15 protein-coding genes are annotated in these 15,085 nt (G+C 63.0%); 4 read left to right on the forward strand and 11 right to left on the reverse strand.

Annotated elements, in window-relative coordinates:
* Positions 1 to 33: 33 nt before the first annotated feature.
* The 4 genes from AC1RBA_RS03760 to AC1RBA_RS03775 form a co-directional block, all read right to left on the reverse strand.
* Complete coding sequence (locus tag AC1RBA_RS03760) at positions 34 to 1,191, reverse strand: ABC transporter substrate-binding protein (RefSeq protein ID WP_492416665.1); 1,158 nt, start codon at positions 1,189 to 1,191, stop codon at positions 34 to 36.
* A 124-nt stretch (positions 1,192 to 1,315) separates the two neighbouring features.
* Positions 1,316 to 2,323, reverse strand: a complete 1,008-nt coding sequence (locus tag AC1RBA_RS03765) for an NADP-dependent oxidoreductase (RefSeq protein WP_492416667.1) — start codon at positions 2,321 to 2,323, stop codon at positions 1,316 to 1,318.
* A 36-nt stretch (positions 2,324 to 2,359) separates the two neighbouring features.
* On the reverse strand, positions 2,360 to 3,169 hold the full coding sequence (locus tag AC1RBA_RS03770) for an oxidoreductase (RefSeq protein ID WP_492416669.1): 810 nt from the start codon (positions 3,167 to 3,169) through the stop codon (positions 2,360 to 2,362).
* Positions 3,170 to 3,259: 90 nt separating this feature from the next.
* On the reverse strand, positions 3,260 to 3,886 hold the full coding sequence (locus AC1RBA_RS03775) for a TetR/AcrR family transcriptional regulator (protein WP_492416671.1): 627 nt from the start codon (positions 3,884 to 3,886) through the stop codon (positions 3,260 to 3,262).
* Between the two features lie 84 nt (positions 3,887 to 3,970).
* On the opposite strand from AC1RBA_RS03775, the gene AC1RBA_RS03780 reads away from it, so the two are divergent.
* Positions 3,971 to 4,354: a gamma-glutamylcyclotransferase family protein gene (locus tag AC1RBA_RS03780; RefSeq protein WP_492416673.1), complete on the forward strand. Its 384-nt coding sequence runs from the start codon at positions 3,971 to 3,973 to the stop codon at positions 4,352 to 4,354.
* 79 nt (positions 4,355 to 4,433) lie between these two features.
* On the opposite strand, the gene AC1RBA_RS03785 is transcribed toward AC1RBA_RS03780, so the two are convergent.
* The 3 genes from AC1RBA_RS03785 to AC1RBA_RS03795 all read right to left on the reverse strand — a co-directional run bounded on the left by AC1RBA_RS03785 (position 4,434) and on the right by AC1RBA_RS03795 (position 8,386).
* Positions 4,434 to 6,383 (reverse strand): FTR1 family protein, encoded by a 1,950-nt coding sequence (locus AC1RBA_RS03785; protein WP_492416675.1) that lies wholly within the window; start codon positions 6,381 to 6,383, stop codon positions 4,434 to 4,436.
* A gap of 160 nt (positions 6,384 to 6,543) precedes the next feature.
* Positions 6,544 to 7,248, reverse strand: coding sequence for a hypothetical protein (locus AC1RBA_RS03790; protein WP_492416676.1), 705 nt, complete (start codon positions 7,246 to 7,248; stop codon positions 6,544 to 6,546).
* A gap of 100 nt (positions 7,249 to 7,348) precedes the next feature.
* A complete protein-coding gene (locus AC1RBA_RS03795) occupies positions 7,349 to 8,386 on the reverse strand; it encodes a zinc-dependent alcohol dehydrogenase (protein WP_492416677.1) in 1,038 nt (345 codons plus the stop codon).
* A gap of 222 nt (positions 8,387 to 8,608) precedes the next feature.
* On the opposite strand from AC1RBA_RS03795, the gene arsH reads away from it, so the two are divergent.
* Entirely contained in the window at positions 8,609 to 9,340 is a 732-nt protein-coding gene (gene arsH / locus AC1RBA_RS03800; protein ID WP_070310723.1) for an arsenical resistance protein ArsH, read from the forward strand.
* 4 nt (positions 9,341 to 9,344) lie between these two features.
* Here the strand turns inward: arsH and AC1RBA_RS03805 are convergent, their stop codons facing one another.
* Both AC1RBA_RS03805 and AC1RBA_RS03810 read right to left on the reverse strand, forming a co-directional pair.
* Positions 9,345 to 10,328 carry an acetoacetate decarboxylase (ADC) gene (locus AC1RBA_RS03805; protein WP_492416679.1) on the reverse strand — a complete coding sequence of 328 codons (984 nt, stop codon included), beginning with the start codon at positions 10,326 to 10,328 and terminating at the stop codon, positions 9,345 to 9,347.
* 43 nt (positions 10,329 to 10,371) lie between these two features.
* Entirely contained in the window at positions 10,372 to 11,601 is a 1,230-nt protein-coding gene (locus AC1RBA_RS03810; RefSeq protein ID WP_492416681.1) for an NADH:flavin oxidoreductase/NADH oxidase family protein, read from the reverse strand.
* A 235-nt stretch (positions 11,602 to 11,836) separates the two neighbouring features.
* Here AC1RBA_RS03810 and AC1RBA_RS03815 point away from each other — a divergent pair, with 235 nt between their 5' ends.
* Positions 11,837 to 12,625, forward strand: coding sequence for a type 1 glutamine amidotransferase domain-containing protein (locus tag AC1RBA_RS03815; RefSeq protein WP_492416683.1), 789 nt, complete (start codon positions 11,837 to 11,839; stop codon positions 12,623 to 12,625).
* A gap of 16 nt (positions 12,626 to 12,641) precedes the next feature.
* On the forward strand, positions 12,642 to 13,055 hold the full coding sequence (locus AC1RBA_RS03820) for a MerR family transcriptional regulator (RefSeq protein ID WP_492416685.1): 414 nt from the start codon (positions 12,642 to 12,644) through the stop codon (positions 13,053 to 13,055).
* Between the two features lie 19 nt (positions 13,056 to 13,074).
* On the opposite strand, the gene AC1RBA_RS03825 is transcribed toward AC1RBA_RS03820, so the two are convergent.
* Both AC1RBA_RS03825 and AC1RBA_RS03830 read right to left on the reverse strand, forming a co-directional pair.
* Positions 13,075 to 13,569, reverse strand: a complete 495-nt coding sequence (locus AC1RBA_RS03825) for a MarR family winged helix-turn-helix transcriptional regulator (RefSeq protein WP_492416687.1) — start codon at positions 13,567 to 13,569, stop codon at positions 13,075 to 13,077.
* Entirely contained in the window at positions 13,562 to 14,893 is a 1,332-nt protein-coding gene (locus AC1RBA_RS03830; protein WP_492416689.1) for a S41 family peptidase, read from the reverse strand. The genes AC1RBA_RS03825 and AC1RBA_RS03830 overlap by 8 nt, the downstream gene beginning before the upstream one ends.
* Positions 14,894 to 15,085 lie beyond the last annotated feature (192 nt).

The following is a 15,085-nucleotide window of genomic DNA, read 5'->3' on the forward strand; positions in this document are numbered from 1 at the left end:
GGCTCCAGGGCGGGCCGCAAAAATGGGCGCGCATCACTTCGCGCCAGGCGCCATATCCGCCGGAACGATCCTGCCGTCGGCGATGCGGGTCAGGAAAACGGCCGTCGACGCCTGGTGATTGTCCGGCCGCAGCGTTACCAGCAAGCCGCCCAGATCGAGCCGGTCGAACGTTTCGAAACTCTGGATCAGGCGCTCGCGCGTGAGGTCGGCGCCCGTGCGGCGCAGCGCCGCCACCATCAGGGTGGCCGAGATGCAGCCTTCGAAACTGACGAAAGACAGCCTGGCCGCCGGCACGTGCCGGGCCAGCAGGGCGGCGCAGTCGGCGGCGATCGGCAACTGGCGGTCTTCCGGCAGGGGCACCACTTGCGAAATCACAATGTTGTTGCCTTCCGTGCCCAGCAGCTGGAGCAGGCTGTCGGTACCGACAAACGATACCGTGGCCAAGGCCGCCTTCAGCCCGGCCTGGCCCGCCTCGCGCACGAATGCGGCCACGGGCGTGTAGGGGCCGGCCATGATCACCGCTTGCAGGTCGTGGCCGATCAGGGCCGCCAGGCCCGCCTTGACGGCCGTCGTGCCGCGCTGGAACGATCCCTTGGCAACGAGTTCCATGCCGCGCCGCTGCAGCGCGCGCACGGTGCCGTCGAGCACGGCATTGCCGAAACCGTCGTCCTGGTACAGCACGCCAAAGCGCTTGATGCCCCGGCTGGCGAAGTACTGCACCAGGGCATCGGACTCATCGTCGTAACTGGCGCGAAAGTTGATGATTTCATGCACCACGGGGCGGCGCAAGGTCATCGCGCCCGTAAACGCGCCCACCAGCGGCACCTTCATTTCCTGCACAATCGGTATGACGGCGTTGGTGGTGGGCGTGCCCACGTTGCCGAACAGGGCGAATACCTGTTTTTCCTCGACCAGCCTGAGCGTTTCGCTGATGGCGCGGTCCGGATCGTAACCATCGTCGGCCACCACCAGCTCGATGCTGCGGCCGTGGATGCCGCCGCTGCGGTTCGCTTCCTGGAACACGGCCGTCGCGCCATCGAGCATGGCCCGTCCCAGCCCCGAGGCCGCCCCCGTTTGCGCATTGACCATGCCCAGCCGGATGTGCGTATCGGTGACGCCCGGTTCGGCGGCATGGGCTATGCCGGCCACGAGAGCGATAGCGAGCCAGCAGCATTCCGGGGAAAAGCGCATGAGCTACCTTTATGGAGGTTGACCGGTATCAATAGGCATGGGGTTGACAACGAGTATGGAGGAAATTGCCAACAAAAAACTCACACATAGTCACGGCGCCCGAAGCCGTTGCGGCGCAGCTCGTTCAAGGCACGGTCAGCTGTACTACCACCTTGCCCCGTGCGCGTCCCTGCGCCAGGTAGGCCAGCGCCTGTTTGGCTTGAAGAAAAGGAAACACCTGGTCGATGACGGGGCGGATGGTGCCCGCCTCAAGCAGGGCGGCGATCTGCGCCAGCTGGCCGCCGTCGGGACGCACGAAGTGGAAGGCATAGCTGGCGCCGCGCCGCCGTGCCAGGCCCATGATCTTGCGGCTGAGCAAACCGAACACCAGTTTCAGCACCGCGTGCATGCCGCGCGCGCGGGCGAAAGCGGCGTCCGGCGGGCCGACCAGCGAGACGACGCGGCTGCCGGGTTTGACGATGCGCAAGGCTTTTTCCAGCCCGTCGCCGCGCACCGTGCCCAGCACGGCGTCGTAATCGCGCAGCACGTCCTCGAACGGCTGTTGTTTATAGTCGACCACCTCATCGGCCCCCAGGCTGCGCACCAGTTCCACGTTCGCCGTGCTGGTGGTCGTGCCCACGCGGGCGCCCAGGTACCTGGCCAGCTGGATGGCGAACGTGCCGATGCCGCCGGAACCGGCCGGGATGAACACTTTCTGACCCGGCCGCAGCTGCATGCGCTCGTGCATGGCTTGCCACGCCGTCAAGCCCACCATGGGGATCGACGCCGCCTGCACGAAATCGAGGCTGGCCGGTTTCAGGGCGGCCGCCTGTTCCGGCACGACGGCAAATTCGGCCAGGCTGCCGTGCGGCGTGTCGAAAATGCTCGCATACACGGCGTCGCCGACCTTGAAGCGCGTGACCCCGCTGCCGACTTCCACGACCACGCCGGCCAGGTCGCTGCCCAGGGTGGCCGGCAAGCGCAGTTTTAATATCGGCTTGAAGTCGCCCTTGGGAATCAGGTTATCGATGGGATTGAGGCCCACGGCGTGCACCCGCACCAGCAGTTCGCCGCGGCCGGGCGTGGGACGGGGCAGTTCCGCAAACGCCACGTGATCGAGGCCGCCGTATTTTTTAAGTTGCAATGCTTGCATGATGTTCTCTCTGAATGCGGGAAAAAATGCTGGGGTTCAGGCCAGGCGCAAGTCCTTGCGCAAGCCGGCGTCCATCAGTGCGGCGGGCAGGAAACGGCGCATCAGGCGCAAGCGCGCCGCCAGCGGCCCGGCCGTGTAGCGCAATTTCGGCTGGCTTGCCTGGGCCGCCGCCAGGACGGTGTCGGCCACGACGCCAGGGTCATCGGCGCCGGCCATCAGCGTTTGCAGCCGGCTTGTGACGGCCGCGCTGACTTGCCGGTAGGCGGACAGCGGCGTATCGGGCGCCAGCAGATTGGCTTCGAACGTGGTTTTCGTATAGGCCGGTTCGATGACGCTGGCGCGGATGCCCCAGCCGCGCACTTCATGGTCGAGCGATTCCGTGTAGCCCTCGATCGCATGCTTGGTGGCCGAATACAGCGCGCCGTAGGGCATGGGCAAAAAGCCGACGACGGAACCGATGTTGAGGATGCGCCCGCCGCCCTGGGCCCGCATGTGCGGCAGCACGGCCAGGGTCATGCGCACGACGCCGTAAAAATTCGTGTCGAAGATGGCTTGCGCCTGCGCCACGCTGCTTTCCTCGGCGCCCGCCGGGGCCACGCCGAAACCGGCGTTATTGACGAGCAGGTCGATGCGGCCTTCGCGCCGCATCAGCTCGGCCACGGCGGCAGCGACGGACGCGTCGCTGGTGACGTCGAGCGCCAGCATCGTGTAGCCGACCGCATCGGCTTGCGCGCCGCGGCGGCTGGTGCCGTAGACCGTGTAGCCCGCTTGCGCCAGGCGTTGGGCCGTGGCCGCGCCGATGCCGGACGAGGCGCCGGTGACCAGGGCAATCTTGTTATTGTTCATGGCAGTCCTTCAGTGGTTGATAGTGTTGAATATGATGATCGTCATATTGTTTTTTGAAAAAAAGCCCGGGACGCACCCGGGCCATGGGTGTTACGGCTGGTTTGTGTCCTGGAACTGCGCCAGGGTGGCCGCGCACAGGGCGTCCGACAGCGCCGGTTCGTCGACGGCGCGCGCCAGGATGGTGGTGCCGATCATGGCGCACACCGTCGCCATCGCTTGCGCGTGCGCTTCGGGCTGGCCCCAGTTCGACAGCTGGCGCGCGAACAGGTCGATCATTTCCTTGATGTGGATGGTGGCGGCGCGCCGCACCTCGGGCGCCTGGCGCGGCATTTCCGAGCCCAGCGCCGAGACGGGGCAGCCCACCTCGATGGCGGCGATGTGTTCGGGCGACAAGTAGGCGGCCAGCATGGCCTGCAGCGCCTGGCCGGGCGGGGCGGCGGCCGCCACCCTGGCCGCCAGCGCCACCGCTTCGGCGCCCGCGCGGTCGCCCGCTTCGGCCAGCAGCGCGTCGCGCGAGGCGAAGTGCGCATAGAAGCCGCCGTGCGTCAGGCCCGCTTCCTTCATGATGTCGGCCACGCCCGTGCCCGCATAGCCGCTGCGGCGGATGGCGCGCGTGGCCACCTCGACGATGCGTTCGTGGGTGGCTTCCTTGCGGCTTTGCGCCGAAGGTTTCTTGTCAGATGATTTGTTGGATGAGTTCTGCATGATGGTCATCATATCGCAGTTTTCAAAACCGTGCAGGGCTTGTGCCGGCAAAAGGCGTTACGATGCATGCTATCGACATGCGACCAGGAGAAACAGATGGCAACTATTCAAATGGCAACTATTCCAGCGGCAGCGACGGAACACCTGTTTTCCTACGGCACCTTGCAGCAGCCCGGGGTGCAACTGGCCACCTTCGGGCGTCTGCTCGACAGCCGGCCCGACCAGTTACCCGGCTACCGCCTGGCGCTGCTGGCCATTGACGATGCGCAGGTGGTGGCGACCAGCGGCAAGACGCATCATCCGATCGCCTCGCGCGGCGAACCGACGGATAGCGTGCCGGGCGCCGTACTGGCCGTCTCGCTGGAGGAATTGCGGCAGGCGGATGGTTACGAGGTGGCCGACTACCGGCGCGAGCGCGTGACCCTGGCGTCGGGCCTGCAAGCCTGGGCCTACGTGGATGCGCGCGATGCCGCTCCTTGAGCGGCATGGCAACAGGTGAATGGGGGAAAAGTGCGGAAGTGCCGGCACGGGCGGCTTGCCCATGCCGGCTATTGCAAGGTCAGGCCAGCTTGCGCTTGCCTGCGGAGACGCGGTTCCAGCCATAGCCGGCGATGATGATGGCCACGATGGCCGCCTGCGCCAGCAGGGTTTCCGCCGTCGGCAGGATGCCCAGCAAGTCGATGCGCATGAAATCGACGGGGGTGACGCCGACCCAGCCTGCTTCCTGCAGCGCGGCCACGCCTTTGCCCATCAAAATCACGGCCAGCACGGCCACGAAAGCGGACGTCCACGAGAAGAACTTGCCAATCGGCATGCGGGCGCTGGTGCGCAGCAAGGCCCAGGCGATGACGACCAGCAGCACGATGGCCACCAGGAAGCCGCCCAGCAGGGCGCCGCCGTTGCCGTCCGCCGCCAGGGCGGAATAGAACAGCACGGTTTCAAACACTTCGCGGTAGACGGCGATGAAGGCCAGGGCGAACAGGCCCCAGGCCGAGCGCCGCGTCATCGCCGCCGTGAGTTTCTCGTGCAAATATTCCTGCCAGCGCCCGGCGCTGCTCTTCTGGTGCATCCACAAGCCCACGCTGAGCAGGACCAGGGCCGCGAACACGGAACCGAGCCCCTCGCTCACTTCCCGGCTGGCGCCGCTGATGGTCACCAAATACGTCGCCGCCACCCACGTCAGGCCGCCCGCCACCAGGGCGCTGGCCCAGCCCGCATGCACGTAAGGCAGCACGTCGTTGCGCTTGGCCTTGCGCAGGAAAGCGATGATGCCGATCACGATCAGCAGCGCTTCCACGCCTTCGCGCAGCAGGATCGTCAGGGCGCCGATAAAGGTCGTCATCGGGTCTGCCTTGGCGTCGCCCAGTTCCGCTTCCACGTGGGTAAACAGTTGCTGCAGCTTGTCACCGGCCGCCTCGGCGTCGGCCACCGTGCCCTTGGCAACGGCGGAGCGGTAGGCCAGCATGGCGTTTTCCACGGCCAGCAGCAGGGATTTGTTGCGCGCGCCCACCATCGGCTCGATCGGCTCGAAACCGTCCAGGTAGGCGGACAGGCCCAGGCGCGTGGCGGCCGCGCGGTCGCCCGCATGCATGGCGGCCAGGCTTTCTTCCAGGCGCATACGCGACAGGGCCAGGCCCGCCGGCTTGTGCGCCTCGGCCTTGTCAGGATGGCTGCGCAGGTATGCCGTCAAGGCTTGCGCCTCGTCCGCGCCCAGCTTGGCGGCCGCCGCTTCCTGTGTCACGGTCGTCACGGCGGCCAGGTCCGCGTACAGTTTTTTGCTGCGCGGATCGTCCTGCCACAGTTTTTCGCCGCGCGCGCTTGCCGCCGCATCGTGCGACATGCCGCCAATATAGAATGCCAGGTCCCAGCGCTCGTTTTCGGACAACTGGCCGAAACTGGCCATCGAGGTGCCCGCCACGCCCTGCGAAATGACCTGGTACAGGGCCATCAGGCTGCGCGACTGTGCCCGCTCGCCATCCGTGAAGGCGATCGGTTTCGGTTCCAGGCTTGCCGCCAGCGGACCATCGCCGCCGCCGGCCACGCCGTGGCAAGAAGCGCACTGGGCCGCATACAGGGCCGCGCCGCGCGCCAGGTTCGGCAGCACTTTCGGCGCCACGGGGATCGGGTAGGCGGCAATCAGCAAGCCGTTCGCGTGGTGCGCCAGGCGCTTGACTTCCACGCCATCGGCCTTGGCCACGACGGCTTTGCGCAGGTCGGCGATGGCGGCGGCGATGGCCGCCTGTGACGCGTGGGCGGGTAGGGCGGCGATCTGCGTCGTCGCGTTGTCGGTAAAGTTGAGCATCTCCGCGTATTCCGCCTCGCTGACCACCTTGCCGTGCTCGACGGCGCCGCTGTAGTCGACGGCAACGTAGTCAATCAATTGCCACAATTGCTTGGCGCCGGCGCCAGGATCGGCCGCTTGCGCCTGCGCGCCTCCGGCCAGTAACAGGCTGAGGCTGGCAGCCACGAGCGGATAGCAGACCAGCCATCTCTTGATAGAAGTGAACATGATTCTCATTCTCATTTGTCGTTAACCCGGCGACTATAGGACAGACGGCGCAGGGTGTCAACGGCGCACGGGCGTGCGTGGGCGCAAAACAGCGCTGCCCTGGCCGATATTGCCGGCCAGGTGCAAGGCATTTGTGCAATGGAATGAGGTAGATTGAGGGCTACTGCTTCGATGCCGGTTTGGCGTACAAGCCCCTGGACAGGCCATTGTCCGCATCGTCGACTTTCAGGCCGCCGTCGACGACGCGCAAGGCCAGCTTCTGGAATGCCTGGCCCCGCAGCCACTGCGCGTCGGTGACGGCGAACGCGGCGATGCGTTCCTGCGCGCGCGCCGCCGGCACGGCCAGCCATTGATAGTCGGCTGTTGAACCCTGGCGGCGCAAGCCGGCGCGCACCCAGCGTTCCGACGCCGGCATGCGGACGATGGCGTCGCCGTTCGCCACGCTCACCGCCGTGGCCGTCTTGCCGCTTTGCGCCTCGAATTTTACCTCCACACCGGCCATCGGCCCCACTTTGGGGAAGCCGACGATGGCCACCCACAGGCCCGCTTCGGCCGGCTTCTGGATGCGCATTTCCGCTTCCTCGAACACGCGGAACTGCGGCTCCTTGCCGCCGTTGCCCGTCACCAGGGTCACCGTGTCGCCGGCAACGCGCCATTCGCCGCTGGCTTGCTGGTCGGTATTGCCGTAGCTGAGCACCCATTCGAAGGTGCCGTCCTTTTTCAGCAGCAGCTCGGAACCCGTTTCCATGACGCCTTGCAGGTAATAATGCCCGGGCAGCGCGGATGGAGCCTGCTCGGCCGCGCCGGCGGCAAGCGGCCAGGCGAGGGCGGCGCAGGCCAGCAGGCTGGAAAGGGTTTTTTTCATCGCGGTGTCCTTGTTGTGTCTTTTATGAAATGCCATCATAACAACGGCAATTGCTTGCCGTCGCACCATAGGACACACCGGCCGCGCGGCGGCATCGCGCTCAGCTGCTGCTGAAATCGAGCACCACGCGCGAGGCGACCTTGCCATGCTCCATGCGGCTGAAGACTTCGTTGATGGCCGACAGCGGCTGCAATTCGATGCCGGCCGTGACCTTGCCGGTGGCGGCAAACGCCAACGCCTCGGCCATGTCCTGGCGCGTGCCGACAAACGAGCCGCGTATCGTTACGCAGTTGGCGACGACGTCGAACAGCGGCGTAGGGAAGTCGCCCGGCGGCAAGCCCACCAATACGCAGGTGCCGCGCTTGCGCGTCATCGCCACGCCTTGCTGGAAGGCATCGATCGACGGCGCCGTGATGAGTACGCCGTGGGCGCCGCCGCCCGTCGCTTCGCGCAAGGCTGCCACGGGGTCGCCCTGGCGCGCATTGATCGTCACTTCGGCGCCGAGGGCGCGCGCGTGCTCGAGCTTGCCTTCATCGATGTCAACGGCCGCCACGCGCAAGCCCATCGCCACCGCATATTCGATGGCCAGGTGGCCCAGTCCGCCGATGCCGGACACGGCCAGCCACTGGCCCGGCCGCGCGCCCGTTTCCTTGATGCCCTTGTAGCTCGTTACGCCCGCGCAGATGATGGGCGCCGCCTGCACGGCGGAAAGACCGGCCGGAATATGCGCGACGTAGCGCGGGTCGGCCAGGATGTATTCGGCAAAGCCGCCATTCTTCGTGTAGCCGCCGAACTGCGCCTCGGCGCACACGGTTTCCCAGGCTGCCAGGCAATGTTCGCAATGGCCGCAAGCGGAATAGAGCCAGGGCACGCCGACCCGGTCGCCCAGCCGCACCTCGGTCACGCCCGTGCCCAACTCCACCACCACGCCGATGCCTTCGTGGCCGGGAATGAATGGCGGCGACGGCTTGACGGGCCAGTCGCCGCGCGCCGCATGCAAGTCCGTGTGGCAGACGCCGCAGGCTTCCGTCTTGACGAGGATCTGGCCGGGACCGGGCACAGGCACGGGTACGTCGCGCAGCACCAGCGGCTGGCCCAGTTGCTCGACAACGGCGGCTTTCATGGTAGTGGGGATCATGGTATTCCTTTGAAGTGGGTACGGAGTAGTGCGGGGCGCAGACGCGGACCATCGTCTATTGGATAGCGACTTGCGCATGATCATATTCTGCTGCACACGATACAAAAAATGATTGATATACATCAACTTATACGGGGAGAGGGGAATCCGTTCTGCTATAAAACAGGCTTCCATCAATTCCATAATTCGACTATCATGGAATTATTAAACAAGGAAACCACCATGCATGACTTGCCCAACATCAGCGCAGCCCACCTCGATACGCCGACCCTCGATAAACTGGCGCCGCCGGCGGTGGCCACGCATCCGCCCCGCATCCTGCTGCTGTACGGTTCGCTGCGTGAACGTTCATTCAGCCGCTTGCTGACCCTGGAGGCGGAGCGGCTGCTCCAGCATTTCGGCGCCGAGACACGGGTCTTCGACCCGCATGGCTTGCCCATGGTTGACAGCGTCAGCCCCGACCATCCCAAGGTGCAAGAGCTGCGCGCCTTGTCGCTGTGGTCGGAAGGCCAGGTCTGGTGCAGCCCGGAACGCCATGGCGCCGTGACGGGCGTGTTCAAGTCGCAGATCGATTGGCTGCCGCTGGAAATGGGCAGCGTGCGTCCCACGCAGGGGCGCACCCTGGCGGTGATGCAGGTGTCGGGCGGCTCGCAATCGTTCAACGCCGTCAACGGCTTGCGCGTGCTGGGCCGCTGGATGCGCATGGTGACGATCCCGAACCAGTCGTCCGTCGCCAAGGCTTACCAGGAGTTCGACGACAACGACCGCATGAAACCGTCGCCGTACTACGACCGCCTGGTCGACGTCATGGAAGAATTGTATAAATTCACCCTGGTCGTGCGCGACCGCTCGGATTACCTGACCAGCCGCTACAGCGAGCGCAAGGAATCCATGCCGCTCGATACGCGCGCCCTTGCCGCGGCGGCCATGGAACACGAGACGCCGGGCAAGTAGCTTATTAATTGTCTATTAATAAGGGTTTCGGCGCATACAGCGCATTTTGAAATTCCGGCACATATTCATATTTCATCATCTTCCCCAGCTTCAATGACTTGAGATAGCTGGAGAAGCTGCCGTCGCCCAGTGTCAGGCCGAGCGCTTCCGCGTTCGTGCTCGTTGCATGGCTGAGCTGGCGCGAAACGGCATAGCCATAAGTGAGCTGGCCGGCGCCATCCTGGTTGGTGAAGCTGTTCGTCACCAGCTCGGCCTGGTGCGACAGGCCGTCCAGTTTTTTCCCCGCGAAGACAAAATCGAGCTTGCCCGTTGCGCTGTCCATGACTTCAAAGGAGACGGCGGCGTCCGTTTCCTTGCGCTCGATGCCGGTCAGCCACTTGGGCAGGTTGTAGCCTACGACGCCGCGCACCCTGGCCAGTTCCGTGTTCACGGGTAGCTTGAGCACATAGCCCCAGAAATCGCTCGACAGCGATTGGCCCAGCAAGGTGAAAGGGCCGAAACTGGCACTGCCGGGCTTGTTGGTCACGATCGCCAGGGAAATTTCATTGTAGCTGTCGTTGTCGCAGTATTCATACGCGTAGGCCGTCAACGCCACTGCGCCCCGGCCCGGCCATACTTGCAATGGCTGCACCTGCTTCAGTATGTCTTCCGGCATCAGTTCCTTCAGCCTTGCCAAGTCGGCCGTAAAGACGGCCGTGATTTTGCTGTTTTTATAATAAAAATTCGGTGAATACGAGTCAAAGCCGATGGCGACTTTCTCTTTTTTGATTCCCTTGAACCAGCTCAGGTCGAGCTCCGGCGCTTCCGCCGCGATCACCGACAAGGGCGGATTCGAGCGAAAACGGTCGTACAGGCCGCCTGCCGCCACCGGCACGTCATGGCCGGCGATATTGATGATGACCGGCTTGTTGTCAACAGGACTGTCGGCCCGCGACGGGGCTGCGGCAATACTCAATACCAATGCGGATACCGCCGCGGCAATTTTCATGTTCATTGCTTGCACCTTGTATGTTGGATTTAAAAAATTCAATTCACACGCCGCTATTCATCCGGCGGCGATACTGCCGGTTCCTGATGGCGGTTTCCCATTGCTGCATCGCCAGCGCCAGGGCCGGTGCCACATTGGGCCGCGTTGGCTTGCCCTGGCTCAGGCGCCGCAGCTGATACTTGACCATCGCCATGTAGCCGATCGACGACAGCACCTTGTTTTTCCAGGTAATGGCCCTGAGCAAGGGGCTGGCCGATTGATCGGCACGCCATGCTTTCGGCAAGTGCGGGTTGATGGCCAGCGCCGTTCCCATGCCGGCCATGGCAATGCCGCTGCCCAGCACCTGCTCGACCACCGGGTAGCGGCGTATGCCGCCCGTCACCATGATGGGCATCGTGGCGACGGTGGCGATGTCCTTGGCAAACTCCAGGAAATACGCTTCGCGGGCCAAGGTGCGGCCGTCGCGGGTCTGGCCATGCATGGCAGGGGCTTCGTAACTGCCGCCGGACAATTCGATCAGATCCACGCCCAGGCTGTTGAGCATGGAAACCACCTGCCTGGCGTCCTCCGAGCTGAAGCCGCCTTTCTGGAAATCCGCCGAGTTGAGCTTCACGGCGACGGCAAAGCCTTTGCCGACGGCTTGCCGCACCCCGTTGACGACGTCCACCAGCAGCCGCGCCCGGTTCTCGAGCGAGCCGCCCCAGCGGTCCGTGCGTTTATTTGTAATAGGGGAGAGGAACTGGCTGAGCAGGTAGCCGTGCGCCGCATGGATTTGCACGCCCGTAAAGCCGAACTGTTCCGCCAGCTTGGCGCTGTTGACGAAGCGCTGCTTCACGTCGGCAATGTCGGCTTCCGTCATTGCACGCGGCGCGGAAAACTGCTTCGAGAAGTTGCCCATATCCATGGGCACGGCCGAGGGCGCGATGGTTTCCTGTCCCATGGCGGCCGGCATCTGGCGTCCGGGATGGTTAATCTGCATCCAGATCTGCGCCCCGCGTGAACGGGCAGTGCGCGACCATTGCTCGAAGCGGGCGCCAAATTGCGCAGAATCGAGCACCACGCCGCCCGGTCCCGTCATGGCGCGGCGGTCGATCATCACATTTCCCGTGATCATCAGGCCAACGCCACCGTCGGCCCATGACTGGTACAGGCGGATCAGCTCCTGTGAGGGCGCGTGATCGTTGTCAGCCATGTTCTCTTCCATGGCGGCTTTGGCGAGGCGGTTCGGAATGACGCTTCCATTGGGCAGCGTCAGTGGGGTAAAAGGCTTCATGCTTATCTCCAGGGTTGCGATGACCTCACGATAAGCTTTAAGCTAACTTGAAGGTCAAGCTCTAAAACGCACTTTTTTTGCCTGTGTACCGTTCGCGACACGGGCTAGAAGAAACGCAGCGGCCTGAGACAACAAAATCCTGTCACCGCCCATCTGTCGCTTGACATTCAAGTTGGCTTTAAGCTTATAGTGGATCACATGGCGCAGGCCACGCAACCATCAGGAGGACGATCCCATGTCAGTTTTCAAGCAGCTTTTCCTCGCGCTCATGCCCTTGCTGTTCATGCAGATCGTTGCTGCGGAACCGGCGGCGCCAAAGCGGGAACCGGGCACGGTACTCGTGGTCATGACCAATCATTCCCAGTATCCGAGCAGAAACGACCATACCGGGCTCTGGCTCACGGAACTGACGCACGTGTATGACGCGCTGAAGGACGCCGGCTTTGGCGTCGACTTCGTCAGCCCGAACGGTGGCGCCGTGCCGCTCGATGGACGCAGCCTGGGATGGCTGTATATCGATGCCGCCGCAAAAAACCACTTGAAAGATCGCGCTTTCATGGCGGCTTTGGCGTCGACACGAGCGGCGGCCGACATCGATCCTGCTGGCTACCGGGCTATTTTCTACACGGGCGGCCATGGCACGATGTGGGATTTCAAGGGCAACCAGGACCTCAAGCGCATTGCCGAGGCGATCTACCGCAACGGCGGCATCGTTTCTTCCGTCTGCCATGGCGCCGCCGGCTTGCTCGACCTGCAGGACGACAACGGCAAGCCGCTGATACAAGGGCGCCGCGTGACGGGGTTTTCGAATACGGAGGAATCGCTGGCCGGCATCAAGGATCAGGTACCCTATCTGCTGCAAAGCGAGCTCGAGGGCAGGGGAGCGCTATATGATAAAGGCTTCATCCCGTTCGGCAGCTTCGTCATGACCGATGGCCGGCTCGTCACGGGCCAGAATCCCGGATCGAGCAAGGAAGTGGCGCAAGCGCTGCTCACGGCCCTGCGGAATAACACACCACAATAAGGGAGCAGGAAAAAAGATGAAAATCGGCGAACTGGCCAAGCGCAGCGGCCTGGCGGCGTCCACGATACGCTTCTATGAAGCCAAGGGCTTGCTGAAAGCCGTGGACCGGCAATCGAACGGCTACCGCGACTATCCGCTGGAAGCGGTGGCGGTACTGTCCATCATCACCGACGCCCAGCAGGCGGGCTTTTCCCTGGACGAAATCAGGCAGGTCTTGCCGGAGGATATTTCATCATGGAAACATGATGAGCTGATGGTGGCGCTCAAGAAGAAGATCGCCGATATCGAGTCGCTGGAAGTGCGGCTGGCGCAGAACAAGGCCCATCTTTTGTCGCTGATTCAGCTGATCGAGGCAAAACCCGAGGATATCGACTGCAAGGATAATACAGCCAGGATCATGGAAAGCATGGGGATAGTCAGCAAAAAATGAAGACAAAACTGCTTGTGCGTCAGGTCAAACGCGCCGGGGAATGGATGCGCTTGTCCAGCGGCTTCTCGTTGAGCGCATCGGCGGCACGGTCCACGAATTGCCTGACATCCCCCACCTCGGCAAACAGGCCGGCATAGGCTGCCCGGATCAGCACCGTGCACTGCTCGAATTTCGCAAGCTGCGACAAGCCTTCATCCGTGGGCACCAATAGTCGTCGCCGGGCATCATTGTCATCGTTCCGATATCGTATGAGGCCGAGGCGGAGCAGCTTTGGTATCTTTTGCATGACCAGCTGGTGCGAATGTCCGAGTTCGCGCGCCAGATCCGCGGCGGAGGCCGTGCCGAGCGTTGCCAGGACAGTCATCAGCGAACACGAGCGAACCGGGATGACGATCCCCATCGTATCGAAGACAGTCTTGGATTGCTCGGCGATCAGGACGCTCAGCCGTTCGACAGCGCGGCCGAGAAATACGGCGTCATCGATCGGGGCCGGTTGATGGGTTTTTTTAGTCAAGGCGCTTGTACCTCTGGATGCTGCCATCCTTGTTCACGCGTTCCAGCTCCGTCACTTTTCCGCGCAAGGTAGTCAGGCGGTATCGAAAATCCGACACGCCTTCCACCGCAAACAGGTTGGGACCGATCGGCTCAAGCGCAACCCGGAACCGTTCGCGCCAGAGATAGTAAAGCGTGCCATTGTCCAGGATAATCTGGCGGCCTTCATATTTTCCGGCCGCTTTCGCCAACACCGCGGCATCGACGTGCGGGCGCTCGATCGCTGCCGTCAGGCTCGGGAGCAGCCAGGCAAGTTCGGTTCGCCTGGCGTCATCGGTCTTGGCCAGATGTTCAAGCGCCAGCTTGTGCGCCAGAGGAAGGGCGCGAATAGAGGGGCTAGGGATATCAGGTTGCACGCCGACACCTTCAAAATCGCCATGGTCCACGGGGTCCTGGATCTGGCCGATCGGCACTTGCACGAAAAAATCGTCGTTGAGCGGCTTGCGCGCAACCGGATGCGCACCGCCGGCGGTCCGCTCCCCGATCAGCGTTGCCCGCCCGAGCTTCTTCATCGCATAGGAAAACCATTCTGCGGAGGAAAACGACGTGGAGCCGGTCAGGATATAGACGGGCTTGTCCACCATGCGCTTGCCCGGCAGGCCCGGCAGCACCCATTGTCCGCGCTGGATACGCTTGCCATCCTCATTGTAATAATAGTCGAAGAGCAGCTGGTCTTTCTCGCTGGAGAAGAAATAGCTGGCCAGGAATTGCGCCATTTCCAGATGTCCGCCATTGTTATAGCGCAAATCGATGATGACGGCATCCGTATTGCCGACGAAGCGCATAACGGACGCGGCCGTATCATAGGCAAGCTCGGGATCGGCAAAGTAGCTGAACCGTATATAACCGATATTGCCCTTCAGGCGAGCGACCTCGTCGAAACCGAAATTGCTCTCTTCCAGCGTGCTCAATTCTTCTTTTCGTATCTTGGCCTTGAGCGCCGGGTTGGCCTTCGCCTTGACTTCCGCGATCCATTTTGCGTCGGTACCCACGAAGAAATGCAGGTCGCCGCTGACTTTAATGAGATCGTCGGTCAGCTTGCTCGCAAACTCTGCCTTCGTCGCCGCCGAGTCATAATCTCCCTTTTTCAGCCGCTCCTGGAGCAAGGGCGCAATTTTTCGTGTGATGTCCGGAAACGCGTAGTTCGTATTCAAGGTGCTGTTGAGGGAGGCGATGATCGCGCCTTTTTCATCTCGCGAGATGCCCGGCACCTCGGCAAAAGCGCCCGATGCGCAAATGACGGACAGCGCCGACAGCGCTTGAAGCAGACATGAGTGATAGCGCATTCTGATGTTTCTCCTCGGTGAGACTTAAGAATACAATATATTGCGCAATGTGTTGTATAAAAAATTAGGCAGCATCGGGCGGGCGGCTTCCCGCCGGTACTGATCGCATGGCCACACTCCACAGTCACCTACAAAGAAAACATGCTGCGCTGCGAACTTGACGGCCACATGAAAATGCAAAGCGCCAAGAGC

It is taken from the genome of Janthinobacterium sp. GW823-FHT03B06, assembly GCF_058796955.1.

What these genes read in the sequence shown, in the direction of transcription:
- AC1RBA_RS03810 (WP_492416681.1), bottom strand. Translation starts at nt 11,601, where the DNA reads ATGAAGCCTTTTACCCCACTGACGCTGCCCAATGGAAGCGTCATTCCG.
- AC1RBA_RS03790 (WP_492416676.1), bottom strand. Translation starts at nt 7,248, where the DNA reads ATGAAAAAAACCCTTTCCAGCCTGCTGGCCTGCGCCGCCCTCGCCTGG.
- AC1RBA_RS03820 (WP_492416685.1), top strand. Translation starts at nt 12,642, where the DNA reads ATGAAAATCGGCGAACTGGCCAAGCGCAGCGGCCTGGCGGCGTCCACG.
- AC1RBA_RS03805 (WP_492416679.1), bottom strand. Translation starts at nt 10,328, where the DNA reads ATGAAAATTGCCGCGGCGGTATCCGCATTGGTATTGAGTATTGCCGCA.
- AC1RBA_RS03775 (WP_492416671.1), bottom strand. Translation starts at nt 3,886, where the DNA reads ATGATGACCATCATGCAGAACTCATCCAACAAATCATCTGACAAGAAA.
- AC1RBA_RS03830 (WP_492416689.1), bottom strand. Translation starts at nt 14,893, where the DNA reads ATGCGCTATCACTCATGTCTGCTTCAAGCGCTGTCGGCGCTGTCCGTC.
- AC1RBA_RS03770 (WP_492416669.1), bottom strand. Translation starts at nt 3,169, where the DNA reads ATGAACAATAACAAGATTGCCCTGGTCACCGGCGCCTCGTCCGGCATC.
- AC1RBA_RS03765 (WP_492416667.1), bottom strand. Translation starts at nt 2,323, where the DNA reads ATGCAAGCATTGCAACTTAAAAAATACGGCGGCCTCGATCACGTGGCG.
- AC1RBA_RS03785 (WP_492416675.1), bottom strand. Translation starts at nt 6,383, where the DNA reads ATGTTCACTTCTATCAAGAGATGGCTGGTCTGCTATCCGCTCGTGGCT.
- arsH (WP_070310723.1), top strand. Translation starts at nt 8,609, where the DNA reads ATGCATGACTTGCCCAACATCAGCGCAGCCCACCTCGATACGCCGACC.
- AC1RBA_RS03795 (WP_492416677.1), bottom strand. Translation starts at nt 8,386, where the DNA reads ATGATCCCCACTACCATGAAAGCCGCCGTTGTCGAGCAACTGGGCCAG.
- AC1RBA_RS03760 (WP_492416665.1), bottom strand. Translation starts at nt 1,191, where the DNA reads ATGCGCTTTTCCCCGGAATGCTGCTGGCTCGCTATCGCTCTCGTGGCC.
- AC1RBA_RS03780 (WP_492416673.1), top strand. Translation starts at nt 3,971, where the DNA reads ATGGCAACTATTCAAATGGCAACTATTCCAGCGGCAGCGACGGAACAC.
- AC1RBA_RS03815 (WP_492416683.1), top strand. Translation starts at nt 11,837, where the DNA reads ATGTCAGTTTTCAAGCAGCTTTTCCTCGCGCTCATGCCCTTGCTGTTC.